The 17,878-nt window shown below is 56.7% G+C and carries 13 protein-coding genes; 10 read left to right on the top strand and 3 right to left on the bottom strand.

The genetic code is table 11. The features are described from left to right. The first annotated feature begins 8 nt into the window (after window positions 1-8). On the top strand, window positions 9-3,506 hold the full coding sequence (locus FYJ63_RS03935; RefSeq protein WP_154543959.1) for a PD-(D/E)XK nuclease family protein: 3,498 nt from the start codon (window positions 9-11) through the stop codon (window positions 3,504-3,506). A gap of 65 nt (window positions 3,507-3,571) precedes the next feature. After that, complete coding sequence (locus FYJ63_RS03930; protein ID WP_229769937.1) at window positions 3,572-7,036, top strand: ATP-dependent DNA helicase; 3,465 nt, start codon at window positions 3,572-3,574, stop codon at window positions 7,034-7,036. A 76-nt stretch (window positions 7,037-7,112) separates the two neighbouring features. Here the strand turns inward: FYJ63_RS03930 and FYJ63_RS03925 are convergent, their stop codons facing one another. Together FYJ63_RS03925 and FYJ63_RS03920 are read right to left on the bottom strand one after the other, a co-directional pair. Next, complete coding sequence (locus FYJ63_RS03925) at window positions 7,113-8,420, bottom strand: TrpB-like pyridoxal phosphate-dependent enzyme (protein WP_154543955.1); 1,308 nt, start codon at window positions 8,418-8,420, stop codon at window positions 7,113-7,115. A 92-nt stretch (window positions 8,421-8,512) separates the two neighbouring features. Further along, entirely contained in the window at window positions 8,513-9,637 is a 1,125-nt protein-coding gene (locus FYJ63_RS03920) for a phosphotransferase (protein ID WP_154543953.1), read from the bottom strand. A 293-nt stretch (window positions 9,638-9,930) separates the two neighbouring features. Between FYJ63_RS03920 and FYJ63_RS03915 the strand changes: the two genes are divergently transcribed. The 8 genes from FYJ63_RS03915 to FYJ63_RS03880 all read left to right on the top strand — a co-directional run bounded on the left by FYJ63_RS03915 (window position 9,931) and on the right by FYJ63_RS03880 (window position 15,210). Beyond that, window positions 9,931-10,992: a TadA family conjugal transfer-associated ATPase gene (locus FYJ63_RS03915; RefSeq protein WP_154543951.1), complete on the top strand. Its 1,062-nt coding sequence runs from the start codon at window positions 9,931-9,933 to the stop codon at window positions 10,990-10,992. Further along, window positions 10,985-11,881: a type II secretion system F family protein gene (locus tag FYJ63_RS03910; RefSeq protein ID WP_229769936.1), complete on the top strand. Its 897-nt coding sequence runs from the start codon at window positions 10,985-10,987 to the stop codon at window positions 11,879-11,881. Before FYJ63_RS03915 ends, FYJ63_RS03910 begins: the two co-directional genes overlap by 8 nt. Before the next feature lie 8 nt (window positions 11,882-11,889). Next, the gene (locus tag FYJ63_RS03905) at window positions 11,890-12,777 is read left to right on the top strand and encodes a type II secretion system F family protein (RefSeq protein WP_154543949.1); all 888 of its coding nucleotides are present in this window, start codon (window positions 11,890-11,892) and stop codon (window positions 12,775-12,777) included. Window positions 12,778-12,831: 54 nt separating this feature from the next. Next, a complete protein-coding gene (locus tag FYJ63_RS03900) occupies window positions 12,832-13,029 on the top strand; it encodes a hypothetical protein (protein ID WP_154543947.1) in 198 nt (65 codons plus the stop codon). Continuing rightward, entirely contained in the window at window positions 13,001-13,426 is a 426-nt protein-coding gene (locus FYJ63_RS03895) for a TadE family protein (RefSeq protein ID WP_277026014.1), read from the top strand. Before FYJ63_RS03900 ends, FYJ63_RS03895 begins: the two co-directional genes overlap by 29 nt. 167 nt (window positions 13,427-13,593) lie before the next feature. Further along, window positions 13,594-14,010 (top strand): pilus assembly protein TadE, encoded by a 417-nt coding sequence (locus FYJ63_RS03890; protein WP_154543945.1) that lies wholly within the window; start codon window positions 13,594-13,596, stop codon window positions 14,008-14,010. Then, a complete protein-coding gene (locus FYJ63_RS03885; RefSeq protein WP_277026011.1) occupies window positions 14,003-14,476 on the top strand; it encodes a pilus assembly protein TadG-related protein in 474 nt (157 codons plus the stop codon). The genes FYJ63_RS03890 and FYJ63_RS03885 overlap by 8 nt, the downstream gene beginning before the upstream one ends. A gap of 107 nt (window positions 14,477-14,583) precedes the next feature. After that, window positions 14,584-15,210 carry an NUDIX hydrolase gene (locus tag FYJ63_RS03880; RefSeq protein ID WP_277026008.1) on the top strand — a complete coding sequence of 209 codons (627 nt, stop codon included), beginning with the start codon at window positions 14,584-14,586 and terminating at the stop codon, window positions 15,208-15,210. An 80-nt stretch (window positions 15,211-15,290) separates the two neighbouring features. Here the strand turns inward: FYJ63_RS03880 and FYJ63_RS03875 are convergent, their stop codons facing one another. Continuing rightward, a complete protein-coding gene (locus FYJ63_RS03875) occupies window positions 15,291-17,873 on the bottom strand; it encodes an ABC transporter permease (protein WP_229769935.1) in 2,583 nt (860 codons plus the stop codon). Between the last annotated feature and the right edge of the window lie 5 nt (window positions 17,874-17,878).

Raw genomic sequence — 17,878 nt, 5'->3', positions numbered from 1 at the left:
GTGGAGGCATGAACGGTGAAACTATGAACTTTGAGTCAGTTTGGGGACTCCTGGAACGAACCCTCAACCGGGAGAAACCCGAGCTGGGAGGATTCGCTCCCCTACTGGCGGCCTTGGAAAGTGGGGCCTCGGTTCTTGTGGCTGGACGTCCGGCGAGCGGAAAAACGACTCTTTTGGCAGCGTTGCTTGTCAATAACCCGGAAACATTGGTCCTTTGCGGAAATGGGAAGGCGGCCCAGGCTCTCAACAACCAGGCACTGAAAATGCGCTCCTGGGGAGACGGTGAGGGAGGCTCGTTGGGAATTTGTAAATCATTTTCCTCCGAGATCTTTGCGCGGCTCAACGCGTGGCGGGAAAGCCAGAAACTCCCTCCCGCGCGCCTAGCCACTGATGCGGAGCTCTTTGCGGAAGTCAAAGAGTTTCTTTCCCACCTAGAAGTCGGTGAGGACTTGAGACCGGCTTTGGAGACGCAAGGGTTCTTGAAGGATCTCCTTGACGGCCTGTTCCGAGTGCGATCTCTGGGGACAAATGCGGGGCTGAAGAAGGTTCATCCTTTGGTGAGACAACTTATCGAAATGATGAGAAAAGACCGCCTTGAAAAACGCCGTCAGGCTCGGGAAGAAGCCTGGCCGCTTGATACGGCATCCCTATTTGAAGAATATCTGCGAGCCTTAGAAGATGGCGCCCCGGTTCCGGTTTTTGTGGGGCTTGATGATTGGCAAAACGCCAACGGTTTAATGACTGAGATTGTGTTGGCGTGGGCGAGGCTGGGAACTCAGGTAGTGGCGATGACCTCTCCACAGACCTCAGTGAACACGTATCGAGGTGGAACCGAAAAAGCGTGGGAAGAACTGAAACGGGGACTCGAGACCATTCCTGGACGCGAGGTCACGGAAATCCTTTTGACCCAGATGTTCGCGCCCAAAGGTTTAAGACGCCTGTGGAAAACGGTGATTTCGAGGATGGGAGTCCATGGAATCGGGACTAGGCTCTGGGCGCCGGTTGAGGAAGATAAAGAACTGGAAGTGCCACCTGGTGAAGAGCTTGACATCGGTTCGGAAGTTATCCTCGTACAAGAAACTAGCGATAGTGACCAGTTCCGCGAAATCGCCCGAATTCTTCAAGAAAAACACATCTTCTCCGAGACGGAGGTGCCATACGAGAACATGGCCGTCCTCACTAGGACAATGAGCGATGCCAAGACGATTGTGGAAGTCCTCGGAATGATGGGAATCCCGGCCTCAATTCCCGGTTCTACTGAGCAGCTCAACGAGGGGCGCATGACTTACTGGCTCCTCACAATGATGCAAGCAGTTTGTTCTGATTTACCCCTGGCGCAATCCGCGGGGAAACTTGATTTACTCGACCTGTTGCGCTCCGCTCTTATCGGTTTCGACACATGGAAAATTCGGAATCTTGAATCGAAACTTGGGGATTTTGCTTTGCTCTCGATTTCGGAGGGGGTCACAGGTGGAAAAACGGAAGAAGCCAAGGGAAACTCCACCACGAATCTGGAAAAAGACTCGGCGGAGGAAGAATTCTCCGCCTCGGAAATGCTTGGGTTTACGCGAGCTTTTTGGCGTGTCACCCTGAGCGGAAGTCAATTTTTTGGGAGAACTCCCGAGGAAATCGTGGGGCTTTTCCCCGATGCCGAAATAGTGGTAAGAATCGCTGGAGCCCTGAGAAATGCCCGCGAGGAATGGAAGCGAGAGCCGGAATCGGTTCAGGTTATTTTGTGGAAAATCTGGAACGGGATTGGGCGTGGCGAAGATTTACGCGATCTGGCGCTCTCTTCCACTCTGGATTGGCAGGTCCGTAAGCTTATCCAGCTCGACCTTGACCTCGTAATGGATCTGGTGAAAGCCGCTGATTGGTTCGAAGCGAGAAATCCGGGACGAAACGCGGGGGACTTTGCGCGCAGTATGCTAGAGCGCGACTTGCCGACCGGAACTGTAGCTCCCCATCATCTTTCTCCCGGAGCGGTGACGGTGACAACGTCTAGCTCTGCGGTCTCGAAGCATTGGGACATCGTGGCGGTCGCGGGCCTAACTGAAGGCAACTGGCCCTCGTTGCGCTGGCCCGGTTCTCTTCTCGGAACAACCATGTTTGAACTGGAATCCTCCGAGGAAACCGAGAGGGAAAACGGGAAATCGGGACAAATCGGTTTCCAATGGGGATGGCAAAACGAGTTCAAAAATTTCTTTGCCGCCATCACCCGAACCAGCGGAACCCTCATCTTGGCGACATCTGAGGGAAACGGTGTGAGCCCCTCACCTTTTCTCTTGCCCCTAGTGAGGGCGCTTCACCTCAAAGCATCGGGAGAGAAAATCTCTCGGCTTCCCTCCAATCTTAGGGATTTCACCGCGCATCTTCGCGCCTTGACCATGAAAGGAGAAATGCCCCACACACCCCACCAGGAAGTAAAGGCTGGAGTAGAGGGCAACGAAACCCCGATAGGAGACGATGCCGTGGAAGCGGCAAGTCTGCTGGCCACATTGGGAGCGAGAGGATACGCCCCCGCACAGCCTAAAAATTGGCTGGGCGTGCTTTCCTCACCATTAGGCTCAAAAGCCCGCGAGGTGAGAGTCCGCGCTTCCAGTTTTGAAAGAGCCTTGCGCAATCCACTTGACTACATTCTGGGCTGGAGCGGCTTTGCCGACGAAGAGGAAGATAATCTAGCTGCGAATAATGCGGGAACTATCGTCCACGAAGCCGCAAGAATAGTAGGCGAACGGTACTGGTTGGACGGCTCAGAAATCAGAGATGACCTCACTGTGGAAGAAATCCTGGATGAGCTGGAGAAGGAAGTCGCCAAGATGCTCCCGGTGCCGGATACTGCCTCTGGAGATAACTTCCGAAGAAAAGTGATGGTGTGTCTTCCCCCGCTGGCTAATTTCTTGGTGGAAAACCAATATCCTTCGCTTTTTGAATACTCCTGTTTCGGGAGAATCCCGAATCGGGAGAACACCGGGGCTATAACATACGCGGCATCGATTGACCGAGTGATTTTTCGCCCGGAAGGAACCCTGATCGTTGATTACAAGACAGGGACACCCCTGCAATTCACCGTGATGAATGTGGCGGCTAACCTCCAGCTTATGCTGTATCAAAAGGCCTTTAATGATTCGAAGGAAGGGAAGAAGCGCCCCTGCAGGGGAGCGGCAATAGTGACCCTGAAACATCCTCCGAAGTCTCCCTTTACTGAGCCCATCTTGAGGGAGTTGTCCTATGGAATGCTTCTTCAACCCGGGGATTGGGAAACCGAAATCGAGCTTCCTGATCCATTCACCGCTCAACATCGGCAGTTGCTCGAGGACCCGGAGGCTTGGCTGGCTGGAGACAAGGCGGGGGAGGGAGACCCCGAATGGATGACGATGGGTGCATATCTGCAAGACCGTGTGGACCTTGCGGTAAAGGCATTCGGCGGACCGCAACTTGCTAGGCTGCAATTCCCAGACCAATGGGCGAGCACCGACACTTTGAACCTGGAGGTGCAGGGGAGATGAACGGAATGAAGCAGAATCCAAAAGATCTGGGTCAAAACCAGAGCGCAACCCAGAAGGAAGAAGAAATGGAAGAGTTGTTTACCCCGGCAGAAGTCGCTGAGCTTTCCGGCGCTATGCCACCTACGGAGGAACAAGAAGCGGTGATTGCGGCTCCCTTGGGACAGGTTCTCGTTATCGCGGGGGCTGGAAGCGGGAAAACGGAAACCATCGCAAACCGACTGGTGTATTGGATTGTGAACGCCGGAATTCCTCCCGAGAACGCCCTGGGCCTCACTTTCACCAGGAAAGCTGCGGGAGAGATGTCGGCTCGTTTTATGAAACGTTTGGACGCTCTGGCTGAAACGATGGAAAACTCCTTGAAAGGAGAGTCGAATCTAAAGAAATATCAACCCAAATTTATCACCCTCCAAGAGCGTGGCATCACTCCGGAAGTGCTGCGTCATCCGGTAACGTCTTCCACCTATGATTCCTATGCTTCAGCCCTCCTCGGTGAATTTGGGGCTTTGCTCGGCCGAGAGAGCGGGTACGCGATGATCACAGACGCGGCGCGGTTCCAAATCATGTCGGACGTGGTGGAAACCTATCCGCTGCCTCTGACTGAGAAGGCTCAGGGGGAGAGAACGGAGGACATTGTGAAATCACTCCTCAAGCTCTCGGGGGATGCCAATGCTCACCTCGTTGACCTCGACAATATGGAGGATTTCTATAAGAACCAGACTGCTAGGGCTAAAGCGATTCGCGCCAACGAATGGGATGACCTAAGTTTTCAAGCTAAGAACGAGCTGGCAGGAATCCTCACGACCATGAGCTTCGGAACTACTGCGGTGGGGGCGCTGCGAGCCTTCGAGGCGCGTAAACGAGAGTTGCTGGCTGCGGATTTTTCCGACCAAACCCGCCAGACGGTGAAACTCGTGGAAACCCTTCCGAAAGTCGGTGAAACCCAACGAGACAGATACCGGATGGTGTTCTTGGATGAGTTTCAAGACACCTCCGTCGCGCAGATGCGTTATTTAGCTGCGCTGTTTGCCGACCACGCCGTGACCGCAGTGGGGGATCCGAACCAGTCGATCTATGGATGGCGCGGAGCCTCGGCTGCTTCTATGGAAGATTTCGCCTCCAAATTCGCTAGCGATTTGAAAAACTACGAGGTCTTGAGTCTTTCCACCTCCTGGCGAAATGGGAAGAAAATTTTGGAGGCGGCAAACCGAATCTCGGAGGAAATCGCGAAGGCCACTCGTCCCGGCAGACGCCCGGAGGGCAAATGGGAACAAGACCCTGATGCGCTCCTGGTGAAACCCCTGAGCCCGAGACCGGATGCACCCGATGGCTTCGTCCATGCTGCCCGCACCAAAACTGATACTGACCAGGCAAAAGTTCTTGTCGGCTTCTTCCGGAAGTGGCTGGAAGAAAGGCGCCAAATTCGCGCAGACTTTGAGGCACAGTTGCGAAGGGCGAAAGCTCGTAACGACGACACCCCGAAGCTCAGCCTTCCCACTGCGGCAGTTTTGTGCCGTGGTAGAAGTGCCATCCCAGCGATTGCTTCAGCCTTCGAAGACGCCGGAATTCCCTACCAAACACGGGGACTCGAGGGAATCCTGAGCGACCCCGGAGTGAAACTGGTTCGCGCCACGATGATGGTTTGCGCCAATCCTGACAACAGTGGTTCCCTTCTGACACTGCTGGATCGCTACAAGATCGGTCTTGAGGATCTGAAAGCAATCGGGAGAAACCGCCAAGGCCTTAGCGTTTACCAGGTCATCATGGAAGGTGGGGTGGAGGTTTCCCCTGAGGTTCGTTGGAGACTCGGGGAACTGCGGAGCCTACTCCTGAAGCTTCGGGATAACCTGGCTTTCGCCACTCCACTAGCGCTCGCACGGATGATTCACCGTCTCCTGGGTCTCGACATCGAGGCACAACTTCCCTCATCCCCGCTCAATCCAGCAGCTTTTTCCGAATTCCTGGGGATGATTCGAGATTTCCAGCGGACTCCGGGCGCTTCCCTACAAGGATTCTTGAGTTGGCTCGAAGCTGGGGAAAGCGAAGAAGCGAGTTTTGCGGAACTCGAGATGGACGTGAATGAAGCCTGCGTTCAAATTCTCACCATCCACGCCGCCAAGGGGCTTGAATGGGATTATGTAGCGATTCCGAATCTCAACGACAATGTCTTCCCCTCCAGCAAGCAACAGATGTGGCTGACTCAACGCGATGTATTGCCCTATCCGCTTCGAAGCGACCGTGACTATCTCCCGGATTACCAACTCGAGACTTTCCAAGGTATCGGGAAAAAGGGACAGCCCTTGAAAAAAACCTTGGCGGGTCAGTATAAAGAGGATAAGAAGCTCTATTCACTGAAAGAAGAGGCTCGCCTTGCATATGTGGCCTTCACTCGGGCAAAAACCCATTTGCTGTTGACCTCCTGCTGGTTTGAAAGACGGAACAAGACAAAAAGAAGCCCAAGTCCCTTCTTTCTGATTGAACAGTCAGTGCACAACCATATCTTCGAGGGTCACTGTGCGATCTGTGAAGGCAGGAGCGATGACTCCGCGAAAACCTCGGAAGGCAGCTTGCTTGACTGGGTTGAAGACGACTCACTGCCACCGACCAGGTGCCTAGAAATCGATAAGGACGAAACGAATCCCAACCTGGCTTACTTCGAGGGGGCGGTGTGGCCTTCACCTGCGGCTATCGAGCATCGAGAAGATCTGAAACGCTCAGTAGAAATTGTGGAAGCTTCCAAGCCTCAAACCAAGGGAGGAAGCGGGGTTCTTGCCAGGAGGCTCGATAAGCTGCTGAATGTGAAGAGTTCTCGCCTAGAACCTAGCGAGCTGTTCAACCGGGTTTCTGCCACCGGAATGGCGAAACTTGGTGGGGAGGGCGAAGCCTATATGCTCCAAAAGCTGCGACCCTTGCCTCAGGAGCCATCTGACTGGGCTCGGCTCGGAACCATCTTCCACGCCTGGGCGGAAAATCAGCTTGATGCTGACCAGCTTGATATCGAATCTGCGGTGGAGTCGAGGCTTCCGGATCGCCAGAAGAAAATGCTCCGCGAATGGAAACAGCGGTTCCGCGATTTGGAACTCCTTCGGAATAAGCGAAACTTGGCCGTGGAAAGCGAGGGGAATCTCATCGTGGGTCGAGATAATCCCGTTGTCTTGAAACTGCGCATGGATGCGGTTTTTGAAGATCTCGAGGACGGGAAAATTTGGATTGTGGACTGGAAAACCGGCACAAAACCCCAGCCAGAGATGTATTCCCAGTGGGTTCACCAGCTCGGAATCTATCGCCTGTTCTGGTGTCAATCTCATCCGGAGACAAAACCGGAAAACGTGGTGTGCGCCTATATTTTCTTGAGCCAAGCAGATCCACCACAGCAAGTCTTGACGTTGGAAGACATCTGCGCTCATCTTGGCTTGGAAGACTACACCTTGGACTTCTTGGAAAAGAACCTCGCTGCTGCCGAGGCGACAGCGAGCGAGGTTCTTGCCATGCTTGGTCAAGGAGCGGGAGAGGGGAGGCATATCAGGGACTGACAGTGCGCAGCCGCATCTTTCCAAGTGCTACGAGTGGATCTGAGCTAGACGCCAAATCCGCTGCAAGCCGCTTCGACTAATCGCCCAAAACCGCATCATAAGAGGGGAGGTCCAAAACGCCGTTTCCGGAAATGCCAATCAAGACCACTTCACCGTCTTTTGCTTCGCCGGACTTCAGGTAGTCCATGGCTCCGCAAATGGCGTGGCAGGACTCCGGGGCGGGGATGATGCCCTCGGCGCGGGCAAACTCACGGCCCGCGGCGAAGGTCTGGTCCTGGGGGCGAGATATCGCCTCCATCAGCCCGAGATGGTACGCGTGAGACACCATCGGAGCCATGCCGTGATAGCGCAGGCCACCGGCGTGAATCGGATCCGGCACGAAGTCCGTCCCGAGCGTGTACATCTTCATGAGTGGCGTGGTTTGGGCAGTGTCGCCGAAGTCGTAGCGGAACTCACCCTCGGTCATCGAGGGGCAAGACTTTGGTTCGACTGCGACAATCCGGGTATGCCGCGGAGCCTCGCCGCGAAGTTCGCGACCCATAAACGGCAAGGCGAGACCGCCGAGGTTTGACCCTCCGCCGGCGCATCCAAAGACCACATCGGCCGTCCCCTCTCCGGCCGCCTCGAGCTGAGCCATGGCTTCCAAGCCGATTACCGATTGGTGAATCAGAACCTGATTCAACACTGAACCCAAGGCGTAATGCGCCTTCGGGTTCTTCACCGCGACTTCGACGGCCTCGGAAATCGCCATGCCGAGCGAGCCGGAAGTGTCTGGGAACTGCTCGCGCATGGCGCGGCCCGACTCGGTGCGGTCACTTGGCGAGGCGTAACAATCTGCGCCGTAGGTGTGCATCTGCATCCGGCGGTACGGCTTCGATTCGAAAGACGCGCGCACCTGGTAAACCTCACAGCCGAGGTCAAACATGGCACAAGCCATCGCCAGCGACGCGCCCCACTGACCCGCGCCGGTCTCGGTCGTGACCTTATCCATACCTTCCAACTTGTTGTAATACGCTTGGGCGACAGACGAGTTCGGCTTGTGCGAGCCGGTTGGGGAAACCCCCTCATACTTGTAGTACACGCGGGCCTTCGTGCCGAGCATCTTCTCGAGCCTTGCCGCACGAATCAGGGGAGAAGGCCTCCATTGGGAATAAATCTCGCGAACCGGCTCGGGAATCTCCAGATAGCGTTCGGTGGAAAGCTCCTGGTCAATAAGGTGAGAGGCGAAAATCGGAGCCATGTCCTCTTTGGTGGCCGGTTCTTTAGTTGCCGGATTCAAAAGCGGCGCCATCGGCTCGGGAAAGTCCGCCATGATGTTGTACCAGTGGGTCGGCACCTCGCTGGGGACGATATAACCCTGAACTTCGAGATTGGATTCGGCCATCGTTTACTCCTTGCTGATTAGTGACCCACCCACGCCGTGCGGCGCGGTGCCCTCACGCTACCAGCCTCCAGGGAAAGAAACCAAAAGAAATCTCAAGATGCGGACGAATCTGTCTCAATATCTGAACTAAAGTCGGCTCCGGAAGAGGTTTCCGGATTGAAACCAGGTTTTTCCCTTTCGAGATCACCCGCGACTTCCCCGGCATCCCCGCCCTCAACTTCGAGACTTTCCGAATCTGTCGCCAAGTCCATCGTCTCGGTGTCATCTTCAAACAGTGGCTTGCCGGTGAGCGAAAAATCACCATCCAGGCGCTCCAGTTGTTCTTCCAAGAGATCTTTCGCGTCCGCAATAATGGCCGGATTTTCCTGGTCTACCCCCCAGTTCAGCCAATCCACCAAGGAGAGCTCGGTGTAGAGATCCGTGCGCTGGCGAAGGAAAGAGTCTGCTCCCTCAGCTCTCCCGAGATGGTAGGCATCAAAGATGGAATCAACCGTCTCGGCGGTGAGTTCCGAAACCAGCCAAGCCAAATCGCGAGCCGGATCCCCGACCGAGACCTCCCCGAATCCTGAAACGCCCAAAACTCGCGAGTCGGCGACTAAAACGTTTTGGGGATCCAAGGCGCCGTGAATGAAAGTCGGATGGAAATGCCACCAGGCGTCTTCATCAAGGGCTTGCTCCCAACGAGCCTGCAAGGTGGGGGGAATCAGGCCGGTCGAAACCGCCCGCGACAGATTGTCTCTCAGACTCTCGCGGATCTCGGCGACGCTCGAAGTGGGAAGCCCCACGTGTTCCACGAGGTTGGTCGGCACTTCATGGAGAGCGGCAATGGCTTTACCAAGGCTCCGCGCGAGTTCAGACTTTTCTCCAATATCGTTGAAATCCAGGGGATTACCGGGAAGCTGACGATAAACCACGGCGGTAAGATTCTCATCTTTTTTAGAGGCTCGTCCAATGAGGCGTGGCACTTCAAAGGGGATGCGATGGGCGTCGTGGTAGTTGGCCAACATGGAAAGAATCTTTTCCTGCTTCTCCAGCGAAGTCGCGGCCGAGGAATTTTTTGAAGCCAAAACCATCCAGCGATTCGATTCCCGATCTAGAACTCCGGTCCAAACGAAATCCTGATCCTCGCCACTGGGCGGGCACAGGGCCTCGACCTCCAAGTCAGGATTCGCCACTGTGGCGAGAGCAGCCAAGGTCAAGAATAGATTCTCACTCATGGGTTAACCCTACTGTTTTCTAAAGCATTTAAGCCGTTGCCAAGCAGGAGAGTGCCTATTTTGCCATCGCGTAAAGGGTTGCGTCCCACACTTGGAACCGCGTCGGTGAAGGCCAAAATCAATTTTGGCAACAGAGGCAACCCTGCAGGTTAACTGGATATTACATGAATGTAAACTGTGAATATGCTGGTAAAAAGGGGTGGGAGCGGTTTTATAAACATGCTAAAGATGACCTAGGCTAATCAAACGAGCATTTTTCTGGAGAGTCGCAGCGAGAAGAGAGGGAAGGAACCATGACCTACGGAGCCTTGCAGTCCTTGCTGGATGACCCGGAAGTGGAAGAAATCTGGCTCAACAGTCCCTCTCAGGTCTTTTGTTCTCGAAACGGCAGGGCGGAACTCACGAATCTCCTTCTGGCTGACAAGGAAGTGGGAGCGCTGGTAGAGCGGATGCTGCGACCAAGCGGAAGACACCTTGATTACGCCAACCCCTGCGTGGACGCCACTTTGGAAACGGGCGAACGGCTCCATGTGGTGATTCCACCAGTGACCTCCTCTTGGTCCATCAATATCCGCAAACATCACGCCAAAGCCAGGAAAGTATCCGACCTGGTGAAACTCAACTTGATGCCGCCGGGGCTGGCAGAGTTTCTCTCCGAGTCAGTCCGCATTGGGCTCAACATTGTGGTTTCCGGCCCGACTCAGGCGGGGAAGACGACGACGATTCGGGCGCTTTGCGGCGAGATTCCTACCGAGCAAAGAGTCGTGACCTGTGAGGAGGTCTTGGAACTAAATCTCAAATCCGCGGATTGCGTGGCGATGCAAACCCGCCATGCCTCCCTGGAGGGACACGGTGAAATCACCCTGCGCGACCTCGTGAAAGAGAGCCTGCGGATGCGACCTGACCGGCTCATCATCGGGGAGGTGAGAGGGGCGGAAAGCCTCGACATGCTCATCGCCTTGAACTGTGGAATTCCCGGGATGTCCACTATCCACGCCAATACCGCGCGGGCAGCGATTATGAAACTCACGACTTTGCCGCTTCTGGCAGGTGAAAACGTTACCGATGCTTTTGTTATCCCCACAGTTGCCAACGCCATCGACCTGATTATCCAGTTGCGTGGCACCTGGCAGGGAACCCGTGCGGTCAGCGAGATTCTGGCTCTGGATGGGCAAATTGAGAATGGTCGGGTCAAAGGCACTCCACTCTACCGGCTCCAGGACGCTCCGCCAGAAGCCCCTGACGGAGAGCCTCGTCCGCAGACCCCCGCCGAGCTTCCCGGTTTCGATTTCGAGGCTGCCTTCGGGTCTCGGGCGCGCCACCTCGCAAAACTCTTGGAGAAGTCCCATGATTGAGCGCGTTTGGGAACTCATGGCGGAACTTATCCCGACACTTATCGCAGTAATCGGGGCATATTTGCTGGTCTGGACCGCGCCCCGCCGCGCGAGAAGCCGCGACGGCTGGGAAAAATATTGGAGAAATCAGCAACAGAAATTCCTGCGTTGGGCCGCGGCTTCCGAGACCAAACTCACCTTGACACGGTTTTTATCCATTTCAGCGGCCGGTGGCCTCGCCGCGGGAATAGCTCTCTTTCTAGTCACCAAACTCGGCGTGGTGGCGATTCTCGGCGGGATCTTCGCGTCCTATCTTCCCTATCTCAGCCTCAACTCAAAACAGGCTAAACTCCGCGCTAGTCGCGGCAAACACTGGCCCCACCTGGTCGATGATCTCGTTTCCGGAGTGCGAGCCGGATTGAGTCTCGGAGAAACCCTCCTCGAAGTGGCGGCGAAAGTACCTCCCTCCATGCGAGCCCCGTTCCAAAGATTCGTGTCGGATTACCGAGCCATCGGGAATTTGGACAGTTCTCTCGCACTTTTGAAAAGAGAACTTGCTGACCCTATCGGGGATCGCATTATCGAAGCCCTGCGTTTGGCGGCCCAGGTGGGAGGAAACGACCTGGTGGCCCTACTGGAAGACCTCGGGGCCATGCTTCGCGCCGAGGAACGCACCCGCGCCGAAATCTTGGCGCGACAATCCTGGACTGTGACCGGAGCTAGGCTCGCCACCGCCGCGCCCTGGATTATTTTGGCAATGTTGCTTTTCAAAGGGCAAACCTTCGAAATCTATTCCACTCCGACCGGTTCGGCCATCTTACTCACGGGCGCCGGCATCTCCGTGGTGGCATACCTATTAATGCTTCGCCTTGGGCGACTTGATGCGGTTCCTAGAACCATGAGCGAGTAGGGCAGAACATGGACGCAAATACCGTTACCGCTTTGCTGGGAGGAGGAGCTGCCATTCTCCTGGGCAGTGCTACGAGCCTGCTCTTCACCAGGGATGCCCTAAATGTTTTCCCGACTTGGCGGGTGAAACCGTATCTGCACAGCGAGGAAGTGGTGTCGAGTCCAAGTCCGGTCCCGCTGCGCTTGGTGTCTGCCGTAGCCTCCACGAATGAGAGCGTGAAGCGGCGAATCGTTCTAGCCGGTTCTAAAACCAGTCTCGCGGCTTTCCGGCGGAATCAACGCCGGTGGACGCTGGGGCTCAGCCTAGCGGCAGTGACTCTCACTGTTTTGGGCGCGGCGGCAGGAACATTAAACCCCTTCGGGGCAGCGGCGATGCTCCTGATTTTTCCGCTTTCCGGCCTGATGCTTCCGGATTACCTCTTGAACCAGGCGGCGAAAAAACGGCAACTGCAATTGAACCAGGAACTACCCGATGCTATCGAATTGCTGGCTCTGGCCGTCGGGGCGGGGGAGTCCCTCTACGTGGCCTTGGGAAGGGTGGCAGACCGCTGCACCCAAGTCACCGGCGAAGAGCTGATTCGTCTCATGGGGGAGATTAATCGCGGAGAATCCCTAGCTCCCAGCCTGACCTCCTGGCGGACTCGCAGCGAATCGGAAATCCTCTCACACCTGGTCGACGCGGTCGTCTCCGCCCTGGAACGCGGCTCGCCCCTAGCGGAAGTCCTACGCGAACAGGTTGCTGACTCCCGTGCCGCGGCGCGAAACCAGCTCCTTGCCCAAGGTGGCAAGAAGGATGTGTGGATGATGGTTCCGGTGGTGTTCCTGATTTTGCCCCTCACGGTCGTGTTCGCGCTCTATCCCGGGTTGGTGGCGCTGCAGTTAACCACCATTCACTAAGGGAATCTCGGAAGAAACTTTGTGGAAAAAACCAACTACTAGAAGGAGAAATATATGGAATACCCCACAATCAGCCAGGTATCTCGGCTCGATACCGTCCGACAGAGACTCGCCTCCGAAACCGGAGACGTCCCCGGCTGGGTCATGGTTACCTTGATGACCGCGGGGCTTGTCGTGGCCCTGTCCGCCGTCGCCCTGCCCGCACTGACCAACCTGTTCAACAGTGCAATCGCCTCGGTTTCCGGAATTTAACGACTCCCGCGGTTCGGAGCCGGTCAGTTTCGCACTCATCGCCCCGCTCGTGATGTTTCTCGTGCTGGGGATTTTGCAGTTTTCCCTAGTGCTGTGGGTGAAGACGACCCTGATAGATGCCGCCGGAGCCGGGGCCCATGCGGTCGCGGTTGTCGGTGCGCCCGAGAGCGCGGCGGAAACTACTGTTCGCGGGGCTCTGGCCTCCACTATCGGAGAGCGCTACGTGACGGGAGTGAGCGTCTCCCGAATCCCGGTCGCTAGCGTTTCCAATAAGTTCTCCAGCTCGGAAGTTGAGGTCGTAGAGGTCAAAATCGAGGCGCCGATCCCGATTTTGGGGCTTTTCGGGGCGGGAAGTCTGAGCTCTGTGGGGCACGCCATGGTGGAGGTCGGGCCGTGAATAGTGGAGATCGAGCCGTGAATAGTGGAGGTGTCTTACGTAACTCGGGAGATTTTGGCCATCACTGCCATATATGGCACCAGAGGGCAAAATCTCCCGAGTTACGGAGGGATGCCCGAGTAGACGAAGCCCGTCAGTCGAGATTGTCAGCGCGATTTTGGGAGCGAATGGCCGAGGAATCAGGGGAGGCCACGATTGAATTCGTGGGAGTTGTTCTGGGACTCCTGGTTCCGCTCGTGTATCTCATCCTGGTCTTTTTCCAGATCCAGGCCGGCTTGTATGCGGCAGAAGCGGGAGCCGCGGCCAGTGCCCGGATTTTGACAGAACATCCCCAAACCGGAACGACCGCTGCCGAATTGGCGGTACAACTTGCAGCCTCAGACCAGGGACTACCGGTGGGCGGAACCGCCTTCAGCCTAGTGTGCGAGACCGGAGACTGTCCGGCAGCAGGCTCGCGGGGAGAAGTGAGCGTCAACGTCCAGGTGCCCCTGCCAGTAGTGGGGACACTACTGGACGGGCTCATTCCCGCCGAAATTAGCCTCAGCTCGACCCATCCGATTCAGTGGGGTGAGCACGGTGCCTAGGACATTATGGCGAGTCATACGCGAAGAAGACGGGCGGGTAATATTGCTCGGTCTCGGGGCTTGCGTTCTCCTTTCAACCTTGATTTTGATGAGCATGAGCGTCTCCGGAATCTATCTCGAACAGCGTCGCCTCCAGCGCTTGGCCGACCAGACAGCTTCGATGGCAGCCTCCCAGGTAGAGGACGCGGGATATTACCAAACAGGAATCGGCGAGTCTGGGGCGCTAAGGATCGACCAGGTTGACGCGGCTTCTCGCGCGCAAGAATATTTGGCGGGAGCAGACCCGGCTTTAACTCCGGGTCTCAAGCACATTGCTTTGGCGGAAGTAGAGACTCAACCGACCCGTGTCGAGGTGATACTGGTTGCCAAGGGGACGGTTCCGATTCTCCTGCCGTTGATTTCGGAGGTGAGTGAAGTTTCCCTAAAGGCGCGCGGAATCGCCAGCCTGAAAACATCTTTCGGTTAATTCCTTGTCAATTCGGGGTTAAACCGGGACCGTGAGGAGTAGCTACGGAGGGCCGGTCGGTTCCAGGGGGTTAGCATGGAACTGACAGCTTCAGCAACGGAGGAACAGTGAACGAAAAGCAACGTCGGGTTTTTGATCTCATTGAGAAACTGCAGGCTCTGGGCCAGTCCGGGCTTCATTACGGCCACGATGATTACGACAAGGACCGCTACCAGCGGGTTCGTGAGATTGCGGCGGAGATTGCGGCGGTGGTGACCGAGGACCCGCTTGAGAACGTGGAAAAAGTTTTCCTCGCCGATAACGGTTATCAGACTCCGAAGATGGACACTCGCGCGGTGGTTTTTAACGACGAAGACAAAGTGCTTTTGGTTCATGAGACGAGCGGGTTGTGGGCGCTGCCTGGCGGTTGGGTTGACGTGGGGGAGTCAGTAAAGTCCAACACGGCCAAAGAAGCGCGAGAAGAAGCCGGTGCCATCGTGGAACCGCGACGGCTCATCGCGGTGGTTGATAAGAAAGGTCGGAGACAGACTCGCGGGCCGTTTTCAGTGTTTACTTTCTTTGTGGAATGCGATTATCTCGGCGGGGAGTTTGAGGACAATCTCGAGACGACCGAATGCGGCTGGTTCGGGGCCGACGAACTTCCGGAACTCGCCGCGGGGAAAAATAATGCGGCGCAGCTCGCGCTGTGCTTCGAGGCTCACGCGGATCCCGACTGGCGCCCGCTTTTTGATTGATTTTTACCGGTGGGGACGGGCTAAAGTGGTAAATTTTTTACCACTTTAGCCCGTCCCCACCGGTAAAGTTTGCTTCTCCGCTAGTCGTGGGCCAGCGCTTCGACCGGAGTGACGCGACCGGCGGCGCGGGCCGGCAGCAGCGAAGCCAGCAGCGCCACCGCGACAGTCGCGAGGGCCGCCCCCCAAGCCTGCGAGGGAACCACAAAGTGCAAATGCGTGGCGATCTCGCTAAACGGTAAGACCATCACCCCGGCAATGGCATAACCGATTCCGGCCAACATGCCGATGGCCACTGATGCCGCCCCGATAAGAAGCGCCTCCACGGAAAGCATCGACCCAAGCCGACCGCGGGTCATCCCCACTGCTCTGAGGAGCCCGTGCTCGCGGCGCCGCTCCAAGACGGACAGCGCCAGCGTGTTGGCGACCCCGACCAGAGCCACGAGAATCGAAACCCCGAGCATCGCCAAAGCACCCCACATCATCGCCTCAATGATGCCTTCAAACATGGGGCGGTCAGGCGCTTCCCCGCCCACGACACTGCCGTCTCCGGCGAGAACCTGGATTCGAGAGGCGACTTGTTGCAACTTCTCCTGAGAGATTCCGTCATTCACCCGCAGGTACAGCACCCGCTGGGTAGCCGGATTGCCCGGGGAGAGTAGCCTCGCGAAATCTCTGGGGTTGAGTTGCACATCACTCAAGGGCGTCAACGCTGCCTTGAGCTGCAAAGTCACCCCGTGGGAGCGGATTTCGACGTTCTTCCCGACGTAGTCCTTACTCAACATGGGGATGCCGACTTCGCCGGCCTTCACCTGCGCAATCGGAGCCCGCGCCACCGCGCGGAGGTCGGTTTGCTCCACCAGAAGCATGGTATCGACGGAAAAATCTTCGGCATCGGGCTCAGTCTGGGGATTGGAGATTTCCAACTCAGTCAAGGTGTAACTCCCCAACACCCCATTCGCGACCCGCGTCCGTGCCACGTTTTCCACCCGCGCTATTTCCTTAATCCCGTCCGACATCAACGGCTCGGTTGTGGCGCTGATATAGAAATCTATCGGGCTGGCGTTGTTGACTGCCTCCACCGCGGTTGCCTTTGTTGAAGCTGCTCCGGTCAACAAGAGCACCACTAAAGTCACCCCGAGGGTCAGCGCGGCGCCGGTAGCTCCGGTTCGGCGGGGGTTGCGGCGAGTGTTCGAGACCGCAAGACGCCACACCACCGCAGACTTTGCCGACAGCTTCCCCAATCCGGCAGTGAGATAAGGCAAAAACACCGACACCAGGAGCAGCAGGCCGATAAAGGAAACCACGCCGGAGAACATCGCCAGGAGGAACAGGTAGAACAAAATCTCCGGATTCGCGGAATCTCCGGCGCCTTCCATGGCGGCGCTGCGGGAAAGCCACACCGCCGCAATCATCAGCGCGGTACCGCCCACGAAAAGCAAGGACGCCATGACTGTCCTCACCACGCGGCGCTTAGTGGCCTTCCCTCCCGTGTTCTCATCTGCCAGCGCCTCAATCGGGGTGACTTTTGCCACTACGCGGGCCGGAGCGAAACCGGCGAGGAAGGAAATCGCCACGCCCGCAAGGAAGGATCCCAGAATCATTGGCCAAGAAACTGCGGTAAATGCCCCTACCGGATCCTTGACCAGCCCCGAGACAAGATTCGCCATCCCCGCGAACAAGACCCCGGCAAGGACTCCGATGGCGGAGGCAATCGCCCCGACGAGCAGGGTTTCTTCTGCCACTAGGCGACGCAGTTGTCCCTTAGTCGCCCCAACCGCCCGCAACAAGGCGAGCTGGCGTCGGCGCCTTGCGAGCAAAACACTGTAGGTCACGCTCACGACGATAATCGCGACCACCGCGGCAATCACCGGAAACAGGAGCGCCAACACAAGGAGAACATTCTTCCCGCCAATGGTGTGGTCTACGATGTAGGCCACTTGTTCATCAAAAGTCTTGAATTCGAGGGTGGCGGCGCCGGGAACAGAAGACATAATCTCCGCGAGAGCTCGGGCTTCCGTCGCGCGCTCTTGAGGGCTTAAAGCGCGCGGCGCGCCCAGAAGAATCAGGGACGGTTCAATGTCTTTCGACCACTTACCAAAATCCTCTGCCGAGGCATAGACGCTCGGAAAACTAGCCGGTCGGGAAGCGAAAATGCCGGAAACCTGGAGCGGCTCTTCGCGAACGCCTTGGGTCTTGGGGTCAAACAGTTCCGCAGTCAAGGTGTCCCCGAGACCCACCCCGAGCGCGCTGGCCGTAGATTGTTCAATCCCGATTTCTCCGGCCTGGGGCCGTTTTCCTTTCACCAGCGCGGAAGGATCAAAGCGGGGTTCCCCGAGTTCCGTCACCATGAGAAACGAGGCAGTTTTACCTTTCTTGAAGTTCATGGCGAGATCTTTGCGGGGGAGCAGGTCCCAATCCGGTCGATTTGACCCCAGGCCCGAGGCGATACTGTTGACTGTCTCGGAGGGTATGCTTTGAGCCTCTCCCTCCTTCGGAACCACCACCACGTCAGCCCCGTTCAAATTCCAGGCGAGATTGTGTTCCATAGACACGCGCATCCCACCGGCCAAGCCGAGACAGGTGAGGAGAAACGCCACCGCTAGCGCAATCGCTAGCACGGTAGCGACGTATGAGGATTTTGAGGCACGCAAATTAGCGCTCAAGAGGC

The organism is Mobiluncus porci, assembly GCF_009695935.1.
In the GTDB taxonomy this organism is placed as follows: domain Bacteria; phylum Actinomycetota; class Actinomycetes; order Actinomycetales; family Actinomycetaceae; genus Mobiluncus; species Mobiluncus porci.
Note: the sequence above shows the minus strand (reverse complement) of the source record. Positions and strands in the feature narration are given on the sequence as shown.

Excerpts from the sequence above, each read along its gene's own strand:
- FYJ63_RS03935 (WP_154543959.1), top strand. The coding sequence starts at position 9 with ATGAACGGTGAAACTATGAACTTTGAGTCAGTTTGGGGACTCCTGGAA.
- FYJ63_RS03910 (WP_229769936.1), top strand. The coding sequence starts at position 10,985 with ATGATTGAGCGCGTTTGGGAACTCATGGCGGAACTTATCCCGACACTT.
- FYJ63_RS03930 (WP_229769937.1), top strand. The coding sequence starts at position 3,572 with ATGGAAGAGTTGTTTACCCCGGCAGAAGTCGCTGAGCTTTCCGGCGCT.
- FYJ63_RS03900 (WP_154543947.1), top strand. The coding sequence starts at position 12,832 with ATGGAATACCCCACAATCAGCCAGGTATCTCGGCTCGATACCGTCCGA.
- FYJ63_RS03905 (WP_154543949.1), top strand. The coding sequence starts at position 11,890 with ATGGACGCAAATACCGTTACCGCTTTGCTGGGAGGAGGAGCTGCCATT.
- FYJ63_RS03915 (WP_154543951.1), top strand. The coding sequence starts at position 9,931 with ATGACCTACGGAGCCTTGCAGTCCTTGCTGGATGACCCGGAAGTGGAA.
- FYJ63_RS03920 (WP_154543953.1), bottom strand. The coding sequence starts at position 9,637 with ATGAGTGAGAATCTATTCTTGACCTTGGCTGCTCTCGCCACAGTGGCG.
- FYJ63_RS03890 (WP_154543945.1), top strand. The coding sequence starts at position 13,594 with ATGGCCGAGGAATCAGGGGAGGCCACGATTGAATTCGTGGGAGTTGTT.
- FYJ63_RS03925 (WP_154543955.1), bottom strand. The coding sequence starts at position 8,420 with ATGGCCGAATCCAATCTCGAAGTTCAGGGTTATATCGTCCCCAGCGAG.